The following is a 22,931-nucleotide window of genomic DNA, read 5'->3' on the forward strand; positions in this document are numbered from 1 at the left end:
GCGGCGGGGGCGGGAAGGACCGTCGGCTTCGCCGAGTCCTGCACCGGGGGCCTCGCGTCCGGTGCCGTGACGTCCCAGGCCGGATCGTCGGAGGTGCTCATCGGCTCCGTGGTCAGCTACGCCTGTTCGGTCAAGGAGTCCGTCCTCGGGGTCTCGGCGACCACCCTCGCCGAGGCGGGCGCCGTCTCCGAGCGCTGCGTCCGCGAGATGGCTGCGGGGGCCCGGAGGTGCCTCGGCGCCGACGCCTGCGTCTCCATCTCCGGCATCGCCGGCCCCGGCGGCGCGGTCCCGGGCAAGCCCGTGGGCACCGTGTGGCTCTGCCTCTCGGGCCCCGAGGGGGAGAGGGCCATGCTCCNCCACTTCNCTGGCGACCGTGCGGGGGTTCGCCTCAAGGCAGTGGCCTGTGCCCTGGCCATGCACCTCTCGGCACTTGTGGAGGATTGAGGGAGAGGTCACGGCACCACTGCGGGCCGTGCCATGGGGCCACCGTCCCCACCTGCGGCGACGCCGCGCGCGGAGGCCCCTCCGACCGCCGCGGTCGGACAGCGGTCGGAAACCGGTCGGCGCGCCGTCGGGGCCGTCTGGTTCCATGGTGGCGTCGGATTGACATAGAACAGATGTTCTTCTAGCATTCCGGGCAGAAAAGAGACGAGAGGAGCACCATGGCCAAGAAGAAGGAACCCACGAAGACCGTGGCCGAGCGCACCACCGGCGAGGAGCGCGACAAGGTGGTGGACGCCACCACGGCCGAGATCCGCAAGAAGTTCGGCTCCGGCGCCATCATGCGCTTCGGCGACGGCGGCAGCGACCTCGAGGNGGAGGCCATCCCCACGGGCTGCATCGCGCTCGACGCCGCCCTCGGCATCGGCGGCGTGCCCCGCGGCCGCATCGTGGAGATCTACGGCCCCGAGTCCTCGGGCAAGACGACCCTCTCGCTCGAGATCCTGGCGGAGGCCCAGGCCATGGGCGGCGTCGTGGCCTTCATCGATGCCGAGCACGCCCTCGACCCCGGCTACGCCGCCCGCATCGGCGTGGACATCGACGACGTCCTCATCTCCCAGCCCGACACCGGCGAGCAGGCGCTCGAGATCTGCGACATGNTCGTGCGCTCCAGCGCCATCGACGTCATCGTCATCGACTCCGTGGCGNCCCTCGTGCCCCGCGCCGAGATCGAGGGCGAGATCGGCGACACCACGGTGGGCCTCCAGGCCCGCCTCATGAGCCAGGCGCTCCGCAAGCTCGCCGGGTCCCTCGCCAAGTCCAAGACCACCTGCATCTTCATCAACCNNCTCCGCGAGAAGATCGGCGTCATGTTCGGCAGCCCCGAGACCACCACGGGCGGCCGCGCGCTCAAGTTCTTCTCCTCGGTGCGCATGGACATCCGCAAGGTGGATGGCATCAAGAAGGNCGGCGAGCTCGTGGGCAGCCGCGTCCGCGTCAAGGTGGTCAAGAACAAGGTGGCCCCACCCTTCCAGCAGGCCGAGTTCGACATCATGTACGGCACCGGCATCTCCAAGGAGGGCTCCACGCTCGACATGGCGGTGGACTACGAGGTGGTCGACAAGTCCGGCGCCTGGTACACCTACCAGGGCGAGCGGCTCGGCCAGGGCCGCGAGGCCGCCAAGGAGTTCCTGCGCTCCAACCCCGACCTCTTCGACGAGATCGACCACAAGGTCCGCATCGCCTGCGGCCTCGAGTTCNAGGACGAGCTGGCCGACGGCACGCCGGCCGGCGCCCCCGAGGCCTGATGAGGTTCGGCGCGTCGTCGGGGCCGGAAGCCCCCCGCGGCGAGACCGTTGAGCTCGCGGGGGGAGACGGCTCCCTGTGGACCGTCACGTTCCCGCCCAAGGGCGCGGGCTCCGGGTTCTCGGGCCCCGCGCCCAAGGCGCGCCTGCGCCCGGGCGACGGCGGCGACGAGGCCCTGCAGGTGCCCGTCGCCGTCGCCAGGGCCGTGGTCAAGGCCGTCCGCGAGGAACCCTCCGTGACGCTGGGGGAAGGCGGCATGGGCCGTCTCGTGGCCGCCGCCTCCACCACCTGCTGCGCCAAGCGCCTCACGTCCATGGTGGACCGCCGGGACTACTCCTCCAAGGAGGCGGCCGACAGGCTGCTCTGCGCAGGGTACCCACGGGCCGTCGTCGACGACGTCTGCGCCCGGGCCCGGGAGGGGCGCCTGCTCGACGACGTGCGTTTCGCCGAGGCGTTCATCAGGTCGAAGGTCTACTCCGGGTGGGGGCTGCGCCGCATCGAGCAGGAGCTCTCCCGCCGCGGCGTCGACGCCTCCTCGGTGGCCGGCTGGCCCGACGACTTCCTCGAGGGGGAGTCCGAGCTTGACCGCGCCTGGGAGCTCGTCTCGCGCCGCAGCGTGCCGGCGAGGAACCCCTACGAGAAGACGGTCCGCTACCTCGTAGGCCGCGGGTACTCCTACGACGTGGCCAAGCGCTGCGCCGCACGGCTTCTCGAGGACGGCGATGAATAGCGGTGCCCGGTGCCGTGCCGTCCGCGAACCTTTACTTACCCTGCGTCTTCCCGTAAGATACAAGAGCTGTTGAAGCGTCCGTCCCGGTACGCCATGCTGGGATTTTGCATATTCATAGGTTCCTATTTGCACGACAGGTCCTTATTGGAGGCATCCCTGGCCCCGGCCAGAACGGCCGTTTCCTCGGCACCCGCCGCAAGGCGGTCTCTCTGATTACGAGCTTTCCCTGAAGAGACGAGGGGGCACGACATGGATCCTGTCATCACCGTGGTGCTCTGCATCGTCGGGCTAGTCATCGGCGCTGTGGCCGCATGGGTCGTTGCCAACGGCAAGACCAACGCCAGGGTCGTCGAGGCCAACGAGAAGGTCCGCCAGGCCGAGGATACGGCCAGACGCACCGTCGAGGAGGCTGCCCGCACGGCAGAGACCCAGAAGAAAGAGTCGCTTCTCGAGGCCCAGGAGGAGATTCTCAAGCTCCGCCATGCCCAGGAGGCGGAGAACCGCACCCGCAAGGGCGAGCTCCGCGAGATGGAGTCCCGCATCATGCAGCGCGAGGAGTCCCTCGACCGCCGCAACGACTCCCTCGACCGCAAGGAGCACCAGCTCTCCGAGGCCCAGAGCCGCCTCGACCGCCGTCGCAACGAGCTTGAGCAGATGGTGAGCGAGCAGTCCTGCGAGCTCGAGCGCATCGCCGCCCTCACCAAGGAGGAGGCACACGACGAGCTCATCGACCGCGTCCGCAAGGACACCGTGCGCGAGGAGGCCCAGATCCTCCGGGAGTNCGAGCAGCGCGTGAGGGCNCAGGCCGACAAGACCGCCCGCGAGATCGTCTCCACCGCCATCCAGCGCTGCGCCGCCGACCAGGCGGGCGAGATCACGGTCACCTCCGTGCACATCCCGTCCGACGACCTCAAGGGCCGCATCATCGNCCGCGAGGGCCGCAACATCCGCACCTTCGAGCAGGTCTCCGGCGTCTCCCTCGTCATCGACGACACCCCCGAGACCGTGGTGCTCTCCAGNTTCGACNCCGTCNGCCGCGAGACGGCGCGCGTGGCCCTCGAGAACCTCATCGCCGACGGCCGCATCCACCCGGCCCGCATCGAGGAGATGTACGCCAAGGCCGAGAAGCTCGTCCAGCAGCGCGTCGTCGAGGCCGGCGAGCAGGCGGCGTTCGACATGGGCATCCACGACCTGCACCCCGAGATCGTGCGCACCCTCGGAGCGCTTCGCTACCGCACCTCCTACGGCCAGAACGTCCTGCAGCACTCCAAGCAGGTGGCCGAGCTCTGCTCCATCATGGCGGCCGAGATCGGTGCGGACTGCGCCCTCGCCAAGCGCGCCGGCCTCCTGCACGACCTCGGCAAGGCCATCGACCGCGAGGTCGAGGGGCCGCACGCCGTCATCGGCGCCGACCTCGCCCGCAACTACGGCGAGCGTGCCGACGTCGTGCACGCCATCGAGGCGCACCACGCCGACGTCGAGCCCTCCACGGTCCTCGACGTCCTCGTGATGGCCGCCGACGCCATCAGCGCCGCCCGTCCGGGCGCCCGCCGCGAGTCCGCCGAGACCTACATCAAGCGTCTCGAGAAGCTCGAGGAGATCTCCAACGCCCACGAGGGCGTCGAGCGCACCTACGCCATGCAGGCCGGCCGCGAGCTCCATGTCATGGTGGAGCCTGAGAAGATCTCCGACGCCAAGGCCGTCGTACTCGCCCACGACATCGCAAAGCAGATCGAGGACGAGATGGAGTACCCCGGCCAGGTTCGCGTCGTGGTCATCCGCGAGTCCCGCGCCGTCGATGTGGCCAAGTAGCCCATGGGCGACCTCGCGGACTTCGTGTCGGACGTCATCGGCTCCTCGGCCGTGCGGGTCGAGGAGAACCTCGGCGACGGTTTCGTCCGCCTCGTCGTCGACGAGGCGGAACGCCGTCAGGCGCGGCATGACATCCGCTGCGTGGAGGACGTCGTCATAGAGATGCTCCGCAACGCGCGCGACGCCGGTGCGACCCAGGTCTACGTGGCCACGGGTCGCACCGGCACCCAACGGCGCGTGGTCTTGCTCGACGACGGCTGCGGCGTCCCCGCTGCCCTCCAGGAGCAGATCTTCGAGGCACGCGTGACCTCCAAGCTCGACACGGTCCACGAGGACCGGTGGGGCGTCCACGGCCNCGGCATGGCGCTCTTCTCCATCCGCCAGAACGCCGAGGACGCCCACGTCGCCGCCTCCGTGCCCGGCGGAGGCTCGTCGGTCTCGGTCATGTGCTCCTGCGACGACGTCCCCGAGCGCGCCGACCAGTCCACCTGGCCCGCCCTCGCCACCGACGACGAGGGGCGCCAGACCGTGGGCTCCGGGCCCCNCAACATCGCACGGACGTGCTGCGAGTTCGCCCTCGAGGAGCGGGGGAGGGTCCAGGTGTTCCTCGGCTCCGCGGCCGAGGTCGTGGCCACGGTGCGCTCCCGCCTCTCCTCGTCCCTCGACGAGACGGGCATCCTCTTCGTGGACGACCCCTCCTCGCTCCCCGTGCTCGAGCGGCTCTGCGTGGCGGCCGACGCCCGGGAGCTCGTGGAGACCGCCGAGGGTGTGGGGCTCCCCATCTCCGAGCGCACGGCGCACCGCATCCTCTCGGGAGCGATCCGCCCCGTCCGATCCGTGATGGCCAGGCTCACCCACCGCCCCGACGACGGCACCGGCCGCAGGCGACCCGTGGACCTCTCCCGGGACCGTAGGAGTCTCCATATCGACGAGGGTGACGCCGAGGAGTTCTCGCGCCTCATGGAGCGCGCCTTCTCTTTCATCGCGGACCGCTACTACGTCTCCCTCGAGGACGCCCCCACGGTGCGCTCCACCGGGGACCGCCTCGTGGTCACCTTTCCCCTCCTCAAAGAGGATGAGGGGTGACGGAGCCCTCCCCGCCATGCAGGTCANCGGGCGGTTCGGGTACCATTGGCAAAGCGCCGCCTCAACCGCACCACGCATCAACCTCATCCGCAACACTGGAGCAACGGTCATGGANTTCCTNAAAGTNTCGAGCAAGTCGTCCCCGGCCTCGGTGGCAGGGGCCATCGCCGGGATGGTGAAGGACGGCGTGCCCGTCAACCTGCAGGCCGTCGGTGCCGGTGCGGTGAACCAGGCGGTCAAGGCCGTGGCCATCGCGCGCGGCTTCCTCATCCCGTCGGGCTTCGACATCTCCATCGCCCCCACCTTCTCCGACATCCAGATCGACGNCGACTCCCGCACGGCCATCCGCATCGCCGTCTACGTGCACCCGCTCGCCGTGGGGGACGCCGCCGCCTCCCCGGCCCCCGTGCTCAAGCGCTCCCAGGAGCTGGGGGCTTGATGGGGGAGGGCGGCCTCGCCGGCCTCACCTACCACGTGAAGACCTTCGGGTGCCAGATGAACCTCCACGACTCCGAGCGCGTCGCCGGCGTCCTCGACTCCTGCGGGATGCTCGAGGCGCCCACGCCCGAGGAGGCGGACGCCGTCGTCTTCATGACCTGCTGCGTCAGGGAGAAGGCCGACACGCACCTCCAGGGCCAGGCCTCCGCCATGGTGAGCGCGCCCGTTCCGCCGTCCGGCCTCCGCACGGTCTGCGTGGGCGGCTGCATCGCCCAGCGCGAGGGCGACNCCATGCGCTCCNTCATCCCCAACGNGGACGTCGTGTTCGGCACCCAGGCCATCGCCAGTCTGCCGNGGCTNCTCGAGGANTCGCGCGCCGAGGCGGGCTCGTCCCTCAAGGCCGACACCGCGGAGCCCGGCACCGCGTTCTCGAGCGACCTCCCCGACCGCGNGGAGTCACCGTTCCACGCGTGGGTCCCCATCATGACGGGCTGCAACAACTTCTGCAGCTACTGCATCGTCCCCTACGTCCGCGGGCGCGAGCGCAGCCGCGCCATGGAGGACGTCGTGGCCGAGGTGAAGGCCCTCGTGGCGGACGGCGTGCGCGAGGTGTGCCTCCTCGGCCAGAACGTCAACTCCTACGGGCGCGACCGCTACGGCGAGCCCCGGTTCGCCGAGCTCCTCCGGGCCGTGGCCGCCACCGGCGTCGAGCGCATCCGGTTCACGAGCTCGCACCCAAAGGACCTCACCGACGGGACCATCGCCGCCATGGCGGAGCTGCCCGCCGTCATGCCCCAGCTGCACCTCGCCGTGCAGTCGGGCTCCACGGACGTGCTCCGGCGCATGAACCGGAANTCCACCCGGAAGGACTACCTCGACCTCGTGCGCCGCAGCCGTGCCGCCATGCCCGACNTCGCCCTCTCCACCGACATCATCGTCGGCTTCCCCAACGAGACCGAGGAGGACTTCCTCGAGACCCTCTCGCTCGTGAGGGAGGCCGCCTTCTCCAGCGCCTTCACCTTCATCTACTCCAAGCGCGAGGGCACGCCCGCCGCCGCCGTGGACGACCCGACTCCGCGCGACGAGATTCAGGGCCGCTTCGACCGGCTCGCCGCCCTTGTGCAGGAGCAGAGCTGGGACTACAACCGCCGCCAGGTGGGCCGCACCGTGGACGTCCTCGTTGAGGGCCCCTCCAAAAAGGACCCCNGCGTCCTCACCGGCCACAGCCCTGAGAACGTCACCGTGCTCTTCGAGGCCCCCGAGGGCGCGGATTCCGCCGACCTGGTGGNCAAGGTCGTGCCCGTCGAGGTGCTCGACGGCCGCCCGTGGTACCTCCGGGGCACCTGCGCCGNCGACCCGCGATGAGCGGGGGGCTGCCGGGTCCCGTCGCCTGCGTCTGCGGTCCCACGGCGTCGGGCAAGTCGGCCGTGGCGGACCNTGTGGCGAGCTCCNTGGGCTGCCCCGTGGTCTCCGTCGACGCCATGCAGGTCTATCGCTCCATGGACATCGGCACGGCCAAGACGCCGGTCGCCGAACGGCGTGCCGAGCTCCTCATGGTCGACGTCGCCGGGTTNGNCGANNCGNACTNGACCGCCCTCTTCCAGCGCGACGCGCGCCGGTGCGTGGACCGGTCCCTCGAGACGGCCGGCTGCGCCGTGCTCTGCGGGGGCACCGGCCTCTACCTCGACGCCGTCATCGACGAGATGGACTTCCCCTCGGGAGACGCCGCCTCGGGCCCCCGCGCCCGCTACGAGGCCGTCGCCCGCGAGCGGGGCCCCGAGGCCCTCTGGACCCTCCTGCGCGACCGCGACCCCGAGAGCGCCGCGGCGGTGCACCCCAACAACGTCCGCCGGGTGGTGCGCGCCCTCGAGCTCGCCGACCAGGGCAAGTCCTACGCGGAGCGCACCCGCCACCTGAGGCACCGCGACCCCCACTACGCCGCCCGCATCTGGGCCCTCGTGCCCGAGCGCGAGACCCTGTACGCGCGCATCGACCGCCGGGTGGACGAGATGTTCGCGGCCGGCCTCGTGGACGAGGTGCGCGCCCTCGACGAGGCCGGCATCCGCCGCTCCGCCACCGCCTCCNNAGCCATCGGCTACAATGAGGTGCTCGCGGNCCTCGACGGCCTCTGCACCCTNGACGAGGCCCGCGAGCAGGTGAAGCGCTCCACGAGGCGCTACGCCAAGCGTCAGCTCTCGTGGATACGGCGCGACGGCCGCGCCACCGTGGTGCCCATGGGGGAGACCACGGTCGAGGGGGCGGCCGCGCTCGTGACAGACGATCTCAGGCGCTCCGTCGAGGCGGGGCGCTGAAAGGGGGCTCCATGGCCCGGAAGACACCGCAACCCACCGCACTGCCGCGCGAGCGTGCCCTTCTCGTGGGCGTCGACCTCGGACGGGCCGACGAGTGGCCCNAGGAGCGCTCCATGGCCGAGCTCGNCCGCCTCGTGGACACCGACGGCGCCGACGTCGTGGGGACCCTCACGCAGCGGCTCGACCGCCCCGTGCCCAAGACCTTCATCGGCTCGGGCAAGGTGCTGGAGCTCAAGGAGGCCGTGGAGGCGCTCGACGTGGACGTCGTGGTCTTCGACGAGGAGCTCACCCCCTCCCAGCAGGGCAACCTCGAGCGGGCCCTGGGCGAGCCCGTGAAGGTGATCGACCGCACGGCGCTCANCCTCGACATCTTCGGNAGCCACGCCCAGACCCGGGAGGGGAGGCTCCAGGTCCAGCTCGCGCAGCTCAAGTACGTGCTCCCGCGCCTGCGCGGGATGTGGAGCCACCTCATGGGCGAGCAGACCCGCGGAGGCATCGGCAGCCGGTTCGGCCAAGGCGAGTCGCAGCTCGAGGTCGATCGACGGCTCATCCGCGACCGCATCTCCCACCTCCGCGGCGAGATCGAGCGGGTGGCCTCGCGCCGCAGGACCCAGTCCAAGGCCCGCTGGGACTCGGGCATCTACCGCGTCTCCCTCGCCGGCTACACCAACGCCGGCAAGTCGACGCTCCTGAACGCCCTCACGGACTCCGACGTCTACGCCAAGGACGAGCTCTTNGCCACGCTGGACCCCACCACCCGCTCCCTCGACCTCGCCGAGGGCCGCAGGATCACCCTCACCGACACCGTCGGCTTCATCCAGAAGCTCCCGACCACGCTCGTGGAGTCGTTCNGGTCGACCCTCGCCGAGGTGTCCGGCGCCGACCTCGTGATGCTCGTGGTGGACGCCTCCAACCCCGACTGGAGGGCCCAGGAGGAGGCCGTGAGAAGGACGCTCGACGAGATAGGCGCGGGCGACAAGGAGACCCTCCTCTGCCTCAACAAGGTGGACCTGCTGGACCCTGCGGACCGCGAGGCCCTGCGCCTGGCGTTCCCCGACGCCGTCATGGTGTCGGCCAAGGAGGAGACGGGCCTGGGCGCGCTCCTGCACGCTGTGGCGACCAAGGCCTCCGAGGGCGACGTCACCGTGACGGCGCTCGTGCCCTACGACAAGGGCCNGCTCATGAAGATGGNGCACGAGCGCGGGCAGGTGGTNCGCGAGACCTACGNGGACGGCGGCCTGCACGTCACGGCCAAGGTTCCGCCGCGCCTGGCAGGATCGCTGGAGCCNTANCGGNCCGNCGACCCGGCCCCGGACGCCTAGACGCCGAGGANCNCGAGGGCGGCGAGCAGCAGGGGCTGGTGCACCACGTAGATGGGGAGGGCGTGGCGCCCCACCCACTCGAAAGGGGCGCACCGCGCCGCGAGGACCCGGCGCGGGTACCCGCGCGGCGCGAACCAGCGCCCCACGGCCACGCCCACGCCGTACATGAGGGCGAAGGGCACGAGGGGGTAGTAGTCCCCCGACACGAACCCCGGCGACGGCAGGCCGAGCCATGCGAGGCCNGGGTGGGCGTACCAGCCGGCGGGGAGCGTCACCTCCCACGGACCGACGCCCAGCTCCCGCGAGGGGACGCCGAGCGTCAGGAGGAAGAGCGCGAGGAGCGCCGCGGCGCACGNGAGCCCGCGCGGCTCCAGGTGGGCGCGCTCGAGCAGGGCGTCCACGAGCGTGGCGGCGCCTATACAGAATATGATGCCGAAGCTGACGGGGTCGTCCACGGCCGCCAGGGACGTGGCCGCGAAGATGGCGAGCGCCACGGCGAGGTAGCGCAGTGAGCGCGTGAGGTTGTCGTGGGAGAAGCTGCACATCCACCCCGACACGAGGAGGAACGTCCAGCTGATGGACGCCCGCCAGACGTCCTGTAGCGGCGGCGCGAACCACGCGACGTCGACCCCCTCGATGAAGACGAGGTCGTAGCAGAGGTGGAAGAGCACCATCGACACGACGGAGAAGCCGCGCACGGCGTCGAAGAGCCGCACACGGCCGACGGGGCGCTCCCAGGGGCCGGAAGGGGAGGGCGCGGTCACGAGATGGTGCGCAGAAGCGCGGTCACCCGGCCGAGGATGCGGGGGTTCTCTACGTAGATGGGCTCCATGGCGTCGTTCTCCGGCTGGAGCCTGCAGCGGTCCCTCTCGCGGTAGAACGTCTTGACCGTGGCGCCGTCGCCCACGAGGGCCACGACGATCTCGCCGTTCACGGCGTCCGAGGTCTCACGCACCACGAGGTAGTCGCCGTCGAAGATGCCGGCGTTGATCATGGAGTCGCCCTTGACGCGGAGCATGAAGGAGCAGTTGTCGCCCACGATGCCCGTGGGGAGCGTGAAGCTCTCCTCGACGTNNTGCTCGGCCAGGATGGGGACNCCCGCCGCGACGCGGCCCACCAGGGGGAGGCGGAGCGTGGAGGAGTCCATGTCGATGTCCACCTGGGCGAGCGTGGTGCCGCCGTCCTCCACCGCCTGGCGCGACGGCCCGTGGCAGTCCACGAGCTCGATGGTGCGCGACTTGTTGGCGGTCCTCNNGATGAGACCCTTCTGCTCGAGCGTCTGGAGGTGCATGTGGACCGTGCTCGGCGACTTGAGGCCCACGGCGTCGCCGATCTCGCGGACCGAGGGCGGGTAGCCGTGGTCGTGGCAGTACTCCACGAGGTAGTCGTAGATCATCTGCACACGGTGGCTGAGCTTGGGACGGGTCATGGGACCTCCGACGGTCGGTACGGTCGTGGCCACCATCATAGCAAACGGACGTTCGGTCAAAAACATCTGTTCGGGGAACGGCGGGGTCCGCCTTTACAACGCCCNCGTCCTNATACAAACTGTTANAGGCTCCTCTCCATGTGGTGAGGCCGTGGAGTGTCCGTGGAGCCCGCGTGCTATCTNTCGGTGGCCGGGTACCGCCATGCGGTCGCCCCCGCGGCAAGGAAGGGATGCCATGCACTGCCCAACATGCGGCTGCGACGAGTCCAAGGTCGTAGACTCCAGGCCCTCGGAGAGCAACGAGGCCATCAGGAGGCGGCNCGAGTGCGTGAGGTGCGGCACCCGTTTCACCACCTACGAGCGTCGCGAGGAGCTCCCCCTCGTGGTCGTCAAGCGGGACGGCCGGCGCGAGCCCTTCGACCGTCAGAAGGTCATGCGCGGCCTCGTGGCCGCCACCGTTAAGCGCGACCTCGACGTGGCCCAGCTCGACGCCCTCATCGACGGCGTCGAGNACGGCCTGCGCGANCGCGGCGTGTCCGAGGTGGCCAGCGGCGACCTCGGCGAGATGGTGCTCGTGAGGCTCCGCGACATCGACCGCGTCGCCTACGTGCGGTTCGCGTCGGTCTACCGCGACTTCAAGGACATCGATGAGTTCAGCGAGGAGCTTAGGAGGCTCGCCGATGAGTGACACCCCCGTCGTCGTCCCCATCAAGCGCATCGACCCCACGGTCGAGCTCCCGTCCTACGCCTACGAGGGCGACGCCGGGCTCGACCTCCGCTCCAACGAGGACGTCGTCCTTGCGCCCCTCGAGCGCAGGCTCGTCGGCACGGGGCTCGCCGTGGCCATCCCCGAGGGCTACGCCGGCTTCGTCCAGCCCCGCAGCGGTATGGCGCTCAAGCGCGGCCTCTCCATGGCCAACACGCCCGGTCTCATCGACTCCCACTACCGCGGGGAGCTCAAGGTCTGCGCGGTCAACCTCGACCTCGAGACCCCCATCTCCATCGAGCGCGGCGAGCGCATCGCCCAGCTCGTCATCCAGCGCGTGCCCACCGTGTCCCTCGTCGAGGTGGGGGAGCTCGACGAGACGGACCGCGGGGCGGGCGGCTTCGGTTCCAGCGGCGCCTCCTAGGCACCTGGCACATAGGCCGGCGCCGTGAGGGAGCGGCCCGGTGAAGACGAGAGATCGAGAGGACAATCGCATGGAAAAATCCTTCGGGACGACCGGGGGACAGGGTGCCCTTGAGTCTTTCTTCCACATGGGGGAGAGGGGCTCGTCCGTGGGCACCGAGCTTCGGGCAGGCGTCACCACCTTCCTGGCCATGGCCTACATCATCGCCGTCAACCCGGCGCTGCTGTCGGCCGCCGGCATCCCCATGGGCGCCGGCGTCACGGCCACCTGCATCGGCGCGGGTGTCATGACCATCCTCATGGGCATCTTCGCCAACCGCCCCCTGGCCTGCGCGTCGGGCATGGGCATCAACGCCGTCGTCGCGTTCACGCTCACGGGCCTGTGCAACGGCGACTGGCACGCCGCCATGGCCGTCGTGTTCATCGAGGGCATCGTCATCCTCGCCCTCGTGCTCTGCGGCCTGCGCGAGGCCATCATGGACGCCATCCCCGCCTCGCTGCGCCACGCCATCGCCGCCGGCCTGGGCATCTTCATCGCCCTCATCGGCCTCATCAACGGCGCCATCGTCGTCAACGACGAGTCCACGCTCATCACCATGGGTGCCGTCACGGACCCCGCCTACATCGTGGGCATGATCGCCATCTTCTCCACCTTCGTGCTCTACTGCCTGAAGGTGCCGGGCGAGATCCTCATCGGCATCCTCATCGCCGTGGTCGCGGGCATCCCGCTGGGCGTCACCACCATGCCCTCGGGCATCGTATCGCCCCTGGACTTCTCCACCTTCGGCGCGCCCTTCATGGTCGACGAGCAGGGCGTCATGGGCATCGCCAAGGTGGTCATAAGCCCCGTGCTCCTCATGTTCGTGTTCTCCCTCATGATGAGCGACTTCTTCGACACCATGGGCACGGCCTTCGCCGTCGCCAAGCAGGGCGACTTCCTCACGAAGGACGGCAGGGTGGAGGACATCCGCCCGATCCTCGTGGTCGACTCCGCCGCGGCGGCGGCGGNCGGCCTCATGGGCGCCTCGTCCATCACCACGTTCGTGGAGTCCGCCTCCGGCGCCGCGGACGGCGGACGCACCGGCCTCACTTCCGTGACGACCGGCGTGCTCTTCATCGTCGCGGCCTTCTTCTCGCCGCTCATCGCCGTCGTGAGCACCCCGGCCACCGCCGGCGCCCTCGTTCTCGTGGGCTACCTGATGATGGACCAGGTCCAGTTCATCGACTGGACCAGCNNNCTCGACGGCCTGCCCGCGTTCGTCACCGTCATCGGCATCCCGCTGACCTACTCCATCTCCACCGGCATCGGCCTCGGCTTCATCACCTACGTGGTGGTCTCCGTCGCCACCGGCAACGTCAAGAAGGTGAAGCCGCTCATGTGGGTGGCGGCCGCGGCCTTCCTGGTCTCGTTCCTCATCTCATAGCCCCGTCCGAACGCACAGGTCCGGATTCAAGCGGGTCCGGGAAGCACACCGGGCCCGCTTTTCTCANGAAAGGAGAGGTATGGCAAGGCAGAGAGAGGTGATCGGGGTCTCCGACCACGTGCCCGTGGCGCAGGCGATCCCCCTAGGCATCCAGCACATGATGTCGATGTTCGGCTCGACGGTGCTGGTCCCCATCCTCACCGGGCTCCACCCGAGCGTGGCCATCATGTGCNNCGGCATCGGCACGGTGTGCTACCTGCTCATGACCAAGAACAAGATCCCCAGCTACCTGGGCAGCTCGTTCGCGTTCATCAGCCCCATCGTTGCCGTGGGGGCCACCCAGGGCCTCGACGCGGCGCTCTCGGGCATCTTCTGCGCGGGCCTCGTGTTCCTGGCCGTGGCGGGCATCATCAAGCTCGCCGGCACCGCGTGGATCGACCGCATCCTCCCGCCGGTGCTCATCGCGTCCATCATCGTCGTGATTGGCATCGGCCTCTCGGCCACGGCCGTGAACATGGCGCTCAACTCCTCAGGGGACGGCTTCAACGCCGTCGGCACCCTCGTCGCCGGCGTGACGCTGTTCGCCGCCGTGGGCTTCTCGTCCATGAAGGGCCTCATCGGCACCATCCCGGTGCTCCTGGCCATCGTCGTGGGCTACGTCGTCGCCGCGTTCTTCGGCCTCGTCGACTTCGCCCCGGTCATGGACGCGGCCTGGGTGGGTCTGCCCAGCTTCCAGAACCACCCGGTGATCGACCCCGTGGCCATCGCCCTCATCGCGCCTGTGGCCCTCGTGGTGGTTATCGAGCACATCGGCCACCTGCTCGTGGTCTCCGAGGTCGTGGGCGAGGACTTCGNTCCCATGCTCCCGCGGTCCCTCGCCGGCGACGGCATCGCCACGTGCATCGCGGGCCTCATCGGCAGCCCCCCTGCCACCACCTACGCCGAGAACATCGGCGTCATGAGCGTGACCCGCGTCTACGCCACCCAGATCTTCTGGTACGCGGCCGGCTTCGCCTTCATCGTGGGCGGCTTCTGCCCCAAGCTCGAGGCCCTCATCATGAGCATCCCCACCCCCGTCATGGGCGGCGTGAGCCTCCTGCTTTTCGGCCTCATCGCCAGCAACGGCCTGCGCATGCTCGTGACCAACAACATCGACTTCGGCGAGAACCGCAACCTCATGATCGCCGCGGTCACCATCGTCCTCGGCGTGGGCATGGAGTGCGGCGGCTACTCCATCCCCGTGGGCGACTACACCATCCCNGGCATGGCCGCCAGCGCCATCGTGGGCATCCTGCTGAACCTCATCCTCCCCAAGGTCTCCACGCAGGACAGCGCCGAGCCCGAGTACATCGANGAGACCTAGGCGGCTCTGCGCCGCCCGCCCGTGCCGGAGGCCCGTCGTCCCGTCAGGGGGCGGCGGGCCTNCGGCCGTTCACACCGTGCGCGGGAGGGGAAAGGANCGGGCGCCNCCGGGTAGGNATCGGCAGAGAACACGACGCTTCCCNAGGGGNGGAGACGAACCATGGTCTATCACGACCTCACCGTGGTCGGCGGGGGTCCCGCCGGCCTCACCGCCGCCATCTACGCCAACCGTGCCGCCGTCGACGCCGTGACCGTCTAGTCCGGCAGCTGGGGCGGGCAGATCTCGCAGTCCGACCTCGTGGACAACTACCCCGGCATCGAGAACGTCTCGGGCTTCGACCTGAGCATCCGCATGCACGACCACGCCGAGCACCTGGGCGCCGCCTTCGCCCAGGACACCGTCCACGGCCTCGCCTACGACCCCGAGACGCAGCTGTTCCTCGTCGAGGGCGCGTCCGACACCTACCAGTCCCGCGCCGTGGTCCTCGCCACGGGCGGCACCCCGCGCCCTGCGGGCTTCGAGGGCGAGGAGGAGTTCCGCGGCCGCGGCGTCTCCTACTGCGCCANCTGCGACGGCATGTTCTACCGCGACAAGGTCACCTACGTCGTGGGCGGCGGCAANANCGCCTGCGAGGNGGCCGNNTTCCTCTCGCGCATCTGCTCCAAGGTCGTCATGGTCGTGCGCAAGGACCACCTCCGCGCTCAGGCCTCCCTGGTCGAGCGGGTGGAGCTCAACCCCAAGGTCGAGGTCCGCTACCGCTGCGCCATCGCAAAGCTCGAGGGCGACGGNCTGCCCGAGTCCATCACCCTGCGCGACACCGAGACCGGGGAGNTCGAGNNCGTGGNGCACGGCGCCGGCACGTTCGGCGTCTTCGTGTTCATCGGGACCGTGCCCGCCTCGGGGCTCGTCGAGGGGCTCGCCGAGNTCAACGGGAACGGNGAGGTCGTCACCGGCGCCGACATGTCCACCTCCACGCCGGGGCTCTTCGTTGCGGGGGACGTGCGCCAAACGCCCCTGCGCCAGGTCGTGACCGCGGNGGCCGACGGGGCCGTCGCCGCCAACAGCGCGGCCCTGTTCCTGGGCAACCTCGTCATCTAGTCCTAGACTGGGGAGGACAACCATCCCCGTCGAGGTCCTGNCCCTTGAAGCAGATCAACCCCGTGGCGCTGCGGCTCTCCCGACGCCTCCAAGTGCATATGGTCGTCGAGGGCGCCGCGGTGGGCCTCGGCGCCGGGATCGTCGTGGGCCTCTTCCGGCTCGCCCTCAACCTCGCGGACGGCACCATGCGCTCCGTCACCGCGGCGGCGGCCGGGAACCCCTTGGCGGTCGCCGGGTGGGTCGCGGTCATGGTCGTCCTCTGGGCCGCCGTCACCGCCCTCGTGCGCTGGGCGCCCACGAGCTCGGGGTCCGGCATCCCCCAGATCGAGGCCGACGCCCTCGGGCGCCTGCAGATTCCCTGGGCGCGCACCATGGCGGCCAAGTTCTCCGAGGGCGTGCTCTGCGCCCTGGGCGGCCTCTCCCTCGGACGCGAGGGCCCCTCGGTCATGCTCGGCGGCCTCTGCGGCACCGCCGTGGCGCGTGCCGCCGGCTCTACGGAGGGGGAGCGCCGCCTCCTCGTCANCTGCGGCTCGGGAGCCGGCATGGCCGCGGCGTTCCAGGCCCNACTCACCGGCGTCATGTTCGCCGTGGAGGAGGTCCACAAGTCGTTCTCGGCACCGCTCGTCATCGGCACGATGTCGTCCGCGGTGGCCGCCGTCTANATCGTCAACCAGTTCCTCGGCACGGGCCCCNTCATCCCGATCGGCTTCGCCCGGGACCTCCCGCACGTCACCTACGGGATCGTGATGCTCCAGGGGCTGTTCCTCGGGCTGCTNGGCGCCNGCCACAACCGCGGCATGTTCCTCGGCACCCGGCTCTACGGCCGCATCCGGAGGCACGCGCCGGGTACCCGGTACGCCGTGCCGTTCGCCCTGGCCGCCGTCGGGGCCTTCACGGTCCCCGAGCTCCTGGGCGGGGGCGACGCCATCCTCGGGCTCCTCGAGCACGTCTCGGGCCGGCCCACGCTGGCCATCGCGGGGCTGCTTCTGGGGAAGTACCTGCTCACCGACGCCTCGGCGAGCTCCGGCACCCCGGGCGGCACCCTCTACCCGCTCGTTGCCATGGGCGCGCTTGCAGGCGCCCTGTTCGGCCGCGGCGCCGTGGCCGTCTTAGGCATGGACCCGGCCTACGTCNACAACTTCATGCTCCTGGGGATCGCCGGGCTCTTCGCCGGCGTCATCCACGCCCCCGTGACCGGTTGCCTCCTCGTGNTCGAGCTCACCGGCAGCTTCTCGGCGCTGCTGTCGCTCTCCCTCGTCTCCCTCGTGGCCTACGTGGTCGCCAACCTCACCAAGACCGAGGGCTACTACGAGCACCTGCTGCAGCCCCTGGTGGGGGCCCGCTGCGACTGCGGGTCCCCCGTGCACGGGAGGTCGGTGCTCACGGAGGCCGTCTGCGTGGCGTTCGGGTCCCCCGCCGAGGGGAGGCGCCTCGCCGACCTGCCGCTCCCGGCCGGCTGCGTGGCGGCCGTCGTCGAGCGCTGCGGGCGCCGGGTCGTGCCCACCGCCGACCTCACCCTGGAGGCGGCGGACCAGGTGCTCTTCGTCATGGACTCGGACCTCGCCCCCGAGCTCCACGACCGCGTCCGCGACCTTCTCAGGGGGACGGGCGAGCCCGCGCCGCCCGACGCGGGGCCGACGGGAGGGCCCGGCGCCGACGCCGGCTAGAAGGGGGAGCCCGCCTCGTCCATGGCGGCGCGCACGAGGTCGTGGGCACCGGTGCGGAGGCGCCCGGCNAGCGCCTCTCCGAGGGCGGCGGCACCGTCCGGGGAGAGCCCCTCCAGGGACGACACCGCCTGCGGCGCGCCGTCCTCGCCGCGGAAACACAGGTAACGACGACCCTCTTGGCGCCNTGACATGACGCCCCGTGCCGCGGCGCCCCCGGCCGCAAGACCGAACACCATGGCGGTGGCGCTCGCGATGCCGCCGAGCCGGTCGACGGCGAAGACGGGGGCGACCTCGCCGGCCGCGTAGANGCCCGGCACGCGGGTCCAGCCGTCGACGTCGCAGCGGACGCCGCCGTTGGAGGCCTGGTGGAAGAGGGCCAGGGGCATGGGCTCGCCCCACGAGAGGCCGTGGGTCTCCTCGAGCCAGTCCATGTAGGTGGCGACGAACGGCTGGACCTCGCCCTCGGGGCGGTCGACGACGGCCTCGCACGTCCCGCCGACGGCCGCGACCGACTCCTCCACGAGGCGGGACACCCGCTGCCGCGAGTAGGGGCCGTGCCAGGAGTGCGCCTCCAAGGCCTCCCGGGCCCGGGCGGGGGAGACCCCGGCGAGGTCGAAGACGTCCCTGCCGTCCTTGACGAGCCTCGTGAGCCCCCACACCTTCTCGTTGAAGACGGCGGGGCGTCCCTTGGTCAGGATACCGGCCATGACCTGGCCGTATCCGAGGTTTCCGCAGGTGGCGCCCTCGTCTGTGGCCATGACGAGACCGGTCCCGCGGGCAAGGGGGCTCGCGAGGGTGGGGGAGAGGGCCGCGGCGGCACCGCCGGTGGCGAGCACGGTGGCCCCGGCACGCACCACGAGCGGCGACGCCTGCGGCCCGACGAGGGCCAGGACGCCGGCCACCGCGCCGTCCGCGGGGTCGTGGAGCAGGGAGACGACCTCCGCCTGGTGGGCGACGCCGACCTCAGCTTTACATAACTGGTTACGGAGCCCCTGAACCGAGGCGAGGGCATGGAAACCGTGCCAGTCCTGGACCTCGGAGCCGAAGCACGGCACATAGGCGCGGTCGTCCCCGTGGCCCGGCTCGACGTCCTCGATGACGGCGCCCATGGCCCGGAACCGCTCCAGGGCCCCGTGGAACCCGTTGCCGAGGGCACGCACGTAGGCGTCCTGGGCCTTGGAGCCGCCGGGCCCCTGGACGGCGCGGACGAAGGCCTCCACGTCCTCGGGTGCGGGGGTCCGGGGGCCCACCATGCCGAGGCCCCACGTGGTGCCGGCGAAGCTCGAACCCGAGCAGAGGGCCCCTTGGCAGACGAGGGCAACCGAGGCACCGGCCTCGGCGGCAGCGGTGGCGGCGCAGAGCCCGGCGATGCCGGACCCGACGACGCAGACGTCGCAGGAGATGCGGTCCATACAGGCCTCCGTTCACGTGGGACGANCCACGGCGGTTCTGGTGGCACGACCCGGGATTGGGACACACCATGGTAGCAGTCGGTGGCGGCAGCCGGCCGAGGAGACCGCCGGCAGCGGTCCGCCACTCCCCCTCAATCTCGGATAATATATGTTATGTAAAGTAGAGACGGGATCTCCCCATCACCCCACGATCCCCGACGCGTGCAAGCGCCCGCTCGTCGGNACCCATNCNNGAACGCAAGGNTCAACANGAGGTACGCGGCCACGCCGACGGCGGCGCAGAGCGCCAGCGACCGTGTGCGCACCGCGCAGAGCGCCACGANGNCGGCGGACAGGAGCGGCACCGCGCAGGCCGTCGGCCCCTGCGCCCAGAGGTCGGGCCGGAAGAGGTCGTTCGCCACGAGGGCCGCGAATGCCGCCACGGGGATCGTCTCCAAAGCCCTGCGCACACGGGGTGAGAGCTCGCGCGAGCCGAGGACGAACATGGGGACGCACCGGCAGACGAGCATGGTGGCGAGGATGATGGCGTACAGGGACCAGAAGAGCGCGACGTCCACTACGACCCACCGCCCTCGCCGAACCTGGACTCCCCCGCGCCCCCGACGACCATGGCCACGGCGACGCCGGCGGCCGCCCCGGCGACCACGGCCACGCCACCGGCGCCCACGGCCTTGCAGAGGGCCACCACCACGGCGGTGGTGACGGCGCCCACGACCGTGGGGCGCGAGAACTCCTGGGTCAGGAGCAGGCAGATGAAGATGGACGTCATGGCGAAGCTCGCCACGTCGGTGGGCATGGCGAGGGCGTCCCCCACGACGGCGCCGACGGCGTTGGCGGTGGCCCACGAGAGCATGGAAAGGACGTTCACCGCCGTGGCGCAGGCGGCGTCCCACGAGGGGTCGGAGGACAGCCGCTCCATGTTCACGCCGAACGTCTCGTCGGTGACGGTGGCCGCGAACAGCGCCTTGAGGGGCTTGGCGACCGGTGCCATGGCCGGGGCCAAGGCCGCCGAGTACAGGAGCTGCCTCATGTNGACCAGGGAGATCGACGCACCGATGGACCAGGGGCCCTGGCCCGCGAGCCACAGGTTGGGCAGCATGAACTGGCCGGCCCCCGAGTAGTACGTGCACGAGAGCACGAANGCCGCCCACGGCTNCAGGCCCACCTCGGCCTCGAGGATGCCGGCGGGAAGGCCGATGACCACGTATCCGAGCATGACAGGCAGGGCCACCGGAAGCGCCCTTCGGAGGGGCACGGCCACGCTGGCACCCGGCATCACGCGCCCTCCCCTCTCGTTCATAGTTCGTTCAGGTCCCCTATGATAGCGCGCTCCCCTCCCGACAGCCTTCATCAGGGTATGTTCAGTTATTTCAAATCCCGCACAGGGCAGAAGATCGGGGGGCGGGACCCGGGCCGCCGGTCGTAGACTCTGAACGACCCCGTCCTTCCCACCTTAGGAGGCACTTCGATGTACAAGGCAATGCGGGCTCCCTCGATGTACGCCCAGGACCCCGACGTCCTGCTCCACTTCCACGAGATCTGCAAGGGATACGGCAGCAGGTTCCTGTTCGTCTGCANCCGCAGCGGCCNGGCCGCCGTGGAGCCCAAGGTGACCGCCNGCCTCGAGGGTACCGACACCTACGCGAGGTTCGAGACCTTCGGCNGCATNNNGTCNGNGGGCGAGATCGCCCGCATGGAGAAGATCGTCGAGGAGGACTNCATCGACGTCGTCTGCGGCNNNGGCGGNGGCTCCGCCATCGACACCGCCAAGGCATGCGCTTTCCACTGCGGGAAGCCCGTCGCGATCGTCCCCACCGTGGCCGCCACCGACGCCCCGTGCACCGGCCTCTCGGTCATCTACCACGACGACGGCACGTTCGCCGAGTACCTCTTCTATCCCAAGAACCCCGACATCGTGATCGTGGACAGCTCGATCATCGCCGACTCCCCCACCTCGTTCCTCGTGGCGGGCATGGGCGACGCCCTCGGCACCTACTACGAGGCCCGCGCCGCCGCCCGGACCAAGAGCCCCTCCCTCGAGAACACCGGGGTGACCCTGAGTGCCCTCGCCCTCTGCCGCCTCTGCCGCGACACGCTGTTCTCCGACGGCCTGAAAGCCCTCATCGCCGCCGAGAAGGGGCTGCTCGTGCCGAGCCTCGAGGCCGTCATCGAGGCCAACATCTACCTCTCGGGNGTCGGCGCCGATAACGCGGGCCTCTGCGTGGCCCACTCCGTCTACAACGGCACCACGGCCCTCGAGGAGTGCGAGCGCGTGCCCCACGGCAACATCGTGGCCTTCGGCACCGTGGTCCAGCTCGTGCTCGAGAACGCCCCCGACGAGGAGCTCGGCGAGGTGATGGCCTTCATGGAGTCGGTGGGGCTCCCCCTCACCCTCGAGGCCGTCGGCATCACTGACGAGTNCCGCCTCCCGGCGGTCGCCGAGAAGGCCTGCGCCCCCGGCGAGTCCATCCACAACCTGGCCGGCGACGTGACGCCCGAGCAGCTNGTGGCGGCCATGCTCCAAGCCGACGCCCTGGGGCGTTCCTTCCTCGACTAGCCCCGTCAAGCACGCCGCGGCAGGAGAANACGGCCGGTCCCCGCTCCCCGGGGGCCGGCCGTCTCGTTCGGGTGCCCCGTGTGCGGAGGGCTAGTCCACGACGATGAGGGAGAAGACCTCCTGGCCGAAGGTCTCGGCGATGACGTCGCGGGGGTTCAGGTAGGCGAGCTCGAGGGCGAAACCGAAGCCCTCCACCGAGGCGCCGGCCTGCTCCACGAGCTGGGCGCAGGCGACGGCCGTGCCGCCGGTGGCCACGAGGTCGTCGATGACGATGACCTTGTCGTCGGGGGTCAGGGCGTCGGCGTGGATCTGGATCTCGTCGGTGCCGTACTCGAGGGCGTAGCACTGGGAGATGACCTCGCGGGGGAGCTTGCCGGGCTTTCTGGCCGGGACGAAGCCGGCGCCCAGGCGGTAGGCCACGGGTGCGCCCACGAGGAAGCCGCGGGCCTCGGCGCCCACGACCTTGGTGATGCCGCGGCCCAGGAAGTGCTCCGCGAGCTCGTCGATGACGGCCGAGAATCCCTGGGGGTCGGCGATCAGGGGCGTGATGTCCTTGAAGATGACGCCGGGCTCCGGNTAGNCGGGGATGTCGCAGACGAGGTCCTGGTAGTCGAACTTGNTCATGGGGTCTCTCTCCTTGGGCTCGCATGGCTTGTCTGTGTGGGGGTTGGGCGGATCACTGGTCCTTGGGCGCCTGCCTGCGCAGGACGTCGGCGAAGGTGCGGCGTATGAGATCGTCGCGCAGGGAGTCTGTGAGGTGCAGAATCTGCTCGAATGCCTGGGAGTACTGGGCGCGCTGCTCGTCGGTGAACTCCCCCTGGCGGGGCCCGAGGACCGAGAGGGCCNGCTCGAACATCGCGGTCTCGCGGTTGGCGGCGTTCACGTACTGGCGCAGGTTGCGGGGCTCGATACCGAACCGCCGCAGGGCCTCGGCGCAGCGGATGAGGCGAAAGTCGTGCCCGTCCACAAGCTCGCGGCCCTGGGGGCTGCGGCGCAGCGACACGATGCCGTTGTTGGCAAGGTCCCGCACGAACGAGATCGAGACACCGAGGAGCTCCGGGGCCTTCTCGAGGNGGTGGAGCTTCTCGCGGGTCTCCTCGTCGTCGCAGACGGACTCGGGGTAAGCGGCGGGGTCGGTGCCGGCGATGCCCGGCGCCCCCCCGCCGTCGAGCTCCTCCTTGATGACCGAGAGGGGCAGGAACCGGTTCTTCTGGAGGTAGAGGATGGTCTCGAGCCGCTTGACGTCGCGCGAGGAGTACAGCCGGTAGCCGCCCGGTGTGCGGGACGGCGTGAGGAGCCCCTCGTCCTCGAGGTAGCGGACCTTTGAGACCGAGAGATCGGGGTACTGGGCCTGGAGGCGCTTGACCACCTTGCCTATGGTGAGGTAACCGGCGTCTGCCATGGGT

Annotated in this window: 22 protein-coding genes and 1 pseudogene; 16 read left to right on the forward strand and 7 right to left on the reverse strand. The window is 70.4% G+C overall.

All coding sequences use genetic code 11. The features are described 5' to 3' along the window. The 9 genes and pseudogenes from JX283_RS00560 to hflX form a co-directional block, all read left to right on the forward strand. A partial coding sequence (locus JX283_RS00560; protein ID WP_204828853.1) for a CinA family protein occupies window positions 1-444 on the forward strand: 444 nt, incomplete at its 5' end. Window positions 445-662: 218 nt separating this feature from the next. Then, the gene (recA, locus tag JX283_RS00565) at window positions 663-1,748 is read left to right on the forward strand and encodes a recombinase RecA (RefSeq protein WP_204828854.1); all 1,086 of its coding nucleotides are present in this window, start codon (window positions 663-665) and stop codon (window positions 1,746-1,748) included. After that, window positions 1,748-2,476: a regulatory protein RecX gene (locus tag JX283_RS00570; protein ID WP_204407007.1), complete on the forward strand. Its 729-nt coding sequence runs from the start codon at window positions 1,748-1,750 to the stop codon at window positions 2,474-2,476. The genes recA and JX283_RS00570 overlap by 1 nt, the downstream gene beginning before the upstream one ends. A gap of 249 nt (window positions 2,477-2,725) precedes the next feature. Continuing rightward, entirely contained in the window at window positions 2,726-4,288 is a 1,563-nt protein-coding gene (gene rny, locus JX283_RS00575) for a ribonuclease Y (protein WP_204828855.1), read from the forward strand. Between the two features lie 3 nt (window positions 4,289-4,291). After that, a complete protein-coding gene (locus JX283_RS00580) occupies window positions 4,292-5,374 on the forward strand; it encodes an ATP-binding protein (protein ID WP_204828856.1) in 1,083 nt (360 codons plus the stop codon). Between the two features lie 109 nt (window positions 5,375-5,483). After that, a complete protein-coding gene (locus JX283_RS00585; protein ID WP_204828857.1) occupies window positions 5,484-5,813 on the forward strand; it encodes a stage V sporulation protein S in 330 nt (109 codons plus the stop codon). Further along, window positions 5,813-7,177, forward strand: coding sequence for a tRNA (N6-isopentenyl adenosine(37)-C2)-methylthiotransferase MiaB (gene miaB / locus JX283_RS00590; protein ID WP_204828858.1), 1,365 nt, complete (start codon window positions 5,813-5,815; stop codon window positions 7,175-7,177). Before JX283_RS00585 ends, miaB begins: the two co-directional genes overlap by 1 nt. Further along, window positions 7,174-8,124 (forward strand): annotated as a pseudogene (gene miaA, locus JX283_RS00595) (tRNA (adenosine(37)-N6)-dimethylallyltransferase MiaA). The gene miaB and the pseudogene miaA overlap by 4 nt, the downstream one beginning before the upstream one ends. 11 nt (window positions 8,125-8,135) lie before the next feature. Beyond that, window positions 8,136-9,446, forward strand: a complete 1,311-nt coding sequence (gene hflX / locus JX283_RS00600; RefSeq protein ID WP_204828859.1) for a GTPase HflX — start codon at window positions 8,136-8,138, stop codon at window positions 9,444-9,446. On the opposite strand, the gene JX283_RS00605 is transcribed toward hflX, so the two are convergent. Beyond that, on the reverse strand, window positions 9,443-10,210 hold the full coding sequence (locus JX283_RS00605) for a heparan-alpha-glucosaminide N-acetyltransferase (protein WP_204828860.1): 768 nt from the start codon (window positions 10,208-10,210) through the stop codon (window positions 9,443-9,445). The genes hflX and JX283_RS00605 overlap by 4 nt on opposite strands. Then, on the reverse strand, window positions 10,207-10,875 hold the full coding sequence (lexA, locus tag JX283_RS00610) for a transcriptional repressor LexA (RefSeq protein ID WP_204828861.1): 669 nt from the start codon (window positions 10,873-10,875) through the stop codon (window positions 10,207-10,209). Before lexA ends, JX283_RS00605 begins: the two co-directional genes overlap by 4 nt. Window positions 10,876-11,110: 235 nt before the next feature. Between lexA and nrdR the strand changes: the two genes are divergently transcribed. The 6 genes from nrdR to JX283_RS00640 all read left to right on the forward strand — a co-directional run bounded on the left by nrdR (window position 11,111) and on the right by JX283_RS00640 (window position 17,556). After that, entirely contained in the window at window positions 11,111-11,563 is a 453-nt protein-coding gene (gene nrdR / locus JX283_RS00615) for a transcriptional regulator NrdR (RefSeq protein ID WP_204828862.1), read from the forward strand. Beyond that, entirely contained in the window at window positions 11,556-12,005 is a 450-nt protein-coding gene (gene dut, locus JX283_RS00620) for a dUTP diphosphatase (protein WP_204407678.1), read from the forward strand. Before nrdR ends, dut begins: the two co-directional genes overlap by 8 nt. Before the next feature lie 70 nt (window positions 12,006-12,075). Continuing rightward, window positions 12,076-13,428: an NCS2 family permease gene (locus JX283_RS00625; protein ID WP_204828863.1), complete on the forward strand. Its 1,353-nt coding sequence runs from the start codon at window positions 12,076-12,078 to the stop codon at window positions 13,426-13,428. 79 nt (window positions 13,429-13,507) lie between these two features. Next, window positions 13,508-14,791 carry a uracil-xanthine permease family protein gene (locus JX283_RS00630; protein ID WP_204828864.1) on the forward strand — a complete coding sequence of 428 codons (1,284 nt, stop codon included), beginning with the start codon at window positions 13,508-13,510 and terminating at the stop codon, window positions 14,789-14,791. 297 nt (window positions 14,792-15,088) lie between these two features. Further along, the gene (locus JX283_RS00635) at window positions 15,089-15,889 is read left to right on the forward strand and encodes an NAD(P)/FAD-dependent oxidoreductase (protein ID WP_239652395.1); all 801 of its coding nucleotides are present in this window, start codon (window positions 15,089-15,091) and stop codon (window positions 15,887-15,889) included. Window positions 15,890-15,933: 44 nt separating this feature from the next. Further along, entirely contained in the window at window positions 15,934-17,556 is a 1,623-nt protein-coding gene (locus tag JX283_RS00640) for a ClC family H(+)/Cl(-) exchange transporter (RefSeq protein ID WP_204828865.1), read from the forward strand. Here the strand turns inward: JX283_RS00640 and JX283_RS00645 are convergent. From JX283_RS00645 to JX283_RS00655, 3 genes are all read right to left on the reverse strand, one after another. After that, window positions 17,553-18,968: an FAD-dependent oxidoreductase gene (locus JX283_RS00645; protein WP_204828866.1), complete on the reverse strand. Its 1,416-nt coding sequence runs from the start codon at window positions 18,966-18,968 to the stop codon at window positions 17,553-17,555. The two genes, JX283_RS00640 and JX283_RS00645, sit on opposite strands and share 4 nt — an antisense overlap. Window positions 18,969-19,099: 131 nt before the next feature. After that, window positions 19,100-19,525, reverse strand: a complete 426-nt coding sequence (locus JX283_RS08700; RefSeq protein WP_204828867.1) for an AzlD domain-containing protein — start codon at window positions 19,523-19,525, stop codon at window positions 19,100-19,102. Beyond that, window positions 19,525-20,244 (reverse strand): AzlC family ABC transporter permease, encoded by a 720-nt coding sequence (locus tag JX283_RS00655; protein WP_239652397.1) that lies wholly within the window; start codon window positions 20,242-20,244, stop codon window positions 19,525-19,527. The genes JX283_RS08700 and JX283_RS00655 overlap by 1 nt, the downstream gene beginning before the upstream one ends. 192 nt (window positions 20,245-20,436) lie before the next feature. On the opposite strand from JX283_RS00655, the gene JX283_RS00660 reads away from it, so the two are divergent. After that, complete coding sequence (locus JX283_RS00660) at window positions 20,437-21,525, forward strand: glycerol dehydrogenase (RefSeq protein ID WP_204828869.1); 1,089 nt, start codon at window positions 20,437-20,439, stop codon at window positions 21,523-21,525. A 90-nt stretch (window positions 21,526-21,615) separates the two neighbouring features. Here the strand turns inward: JX283_RS00660 and JX283_RS00665 are convergent, their stop codons facing one another. After that, window positions 21,616-22,149, reverse strand: coding sequence for an adenine phosphoribosyltransferase (locus JX283_RS00665; protein WP_204828870.1), 534 nt, complete (start codon window positions 22,147-22,149; stop codon window positions 21,616-21,618). Window positions 22,150-22,201: 52 nt separating this feature from the next. Beyond that, on the reverse strand, window positions 22,202-22,927 hold the full coding sequence (locus tag JX283_RS00670) for a MerR family transcriptional regulator (RefSeq protein ID WP_204828871.1): 726 nt from the start codon (window positions 22,925-22,927) through the stop codon (window positions 22,202-22,204). Window positions 22,928-22,931 lie beyond the last annotated feature (4 nt).

The organism is Olsenella sp. CU969 (assembly GCF_905219715.1).
Taxonomy (GTDB): domain Bacteria; phylum Actinomycetota; class Coriobacteriia; order Coriobacteriales; family Atopobiaceae; genus Granulimonas; species Granulimonas faecalis.

Coding starts and splice junctions, on each gene's coding strand:
- JX283_RS00570 (WP_204407007.1), top strand. CDS start 1,748: ATGAGGTTCGGCGCGTCGTCGGGGCCGGAAGCCCCCCGCGGCGAGACC.
- dut (WP_204407678.1), top strand. CDS start 11,556: ATGAGTGACACCCCCGTCGTCGTCCCCATCAAGCGCATCGACCCCACG.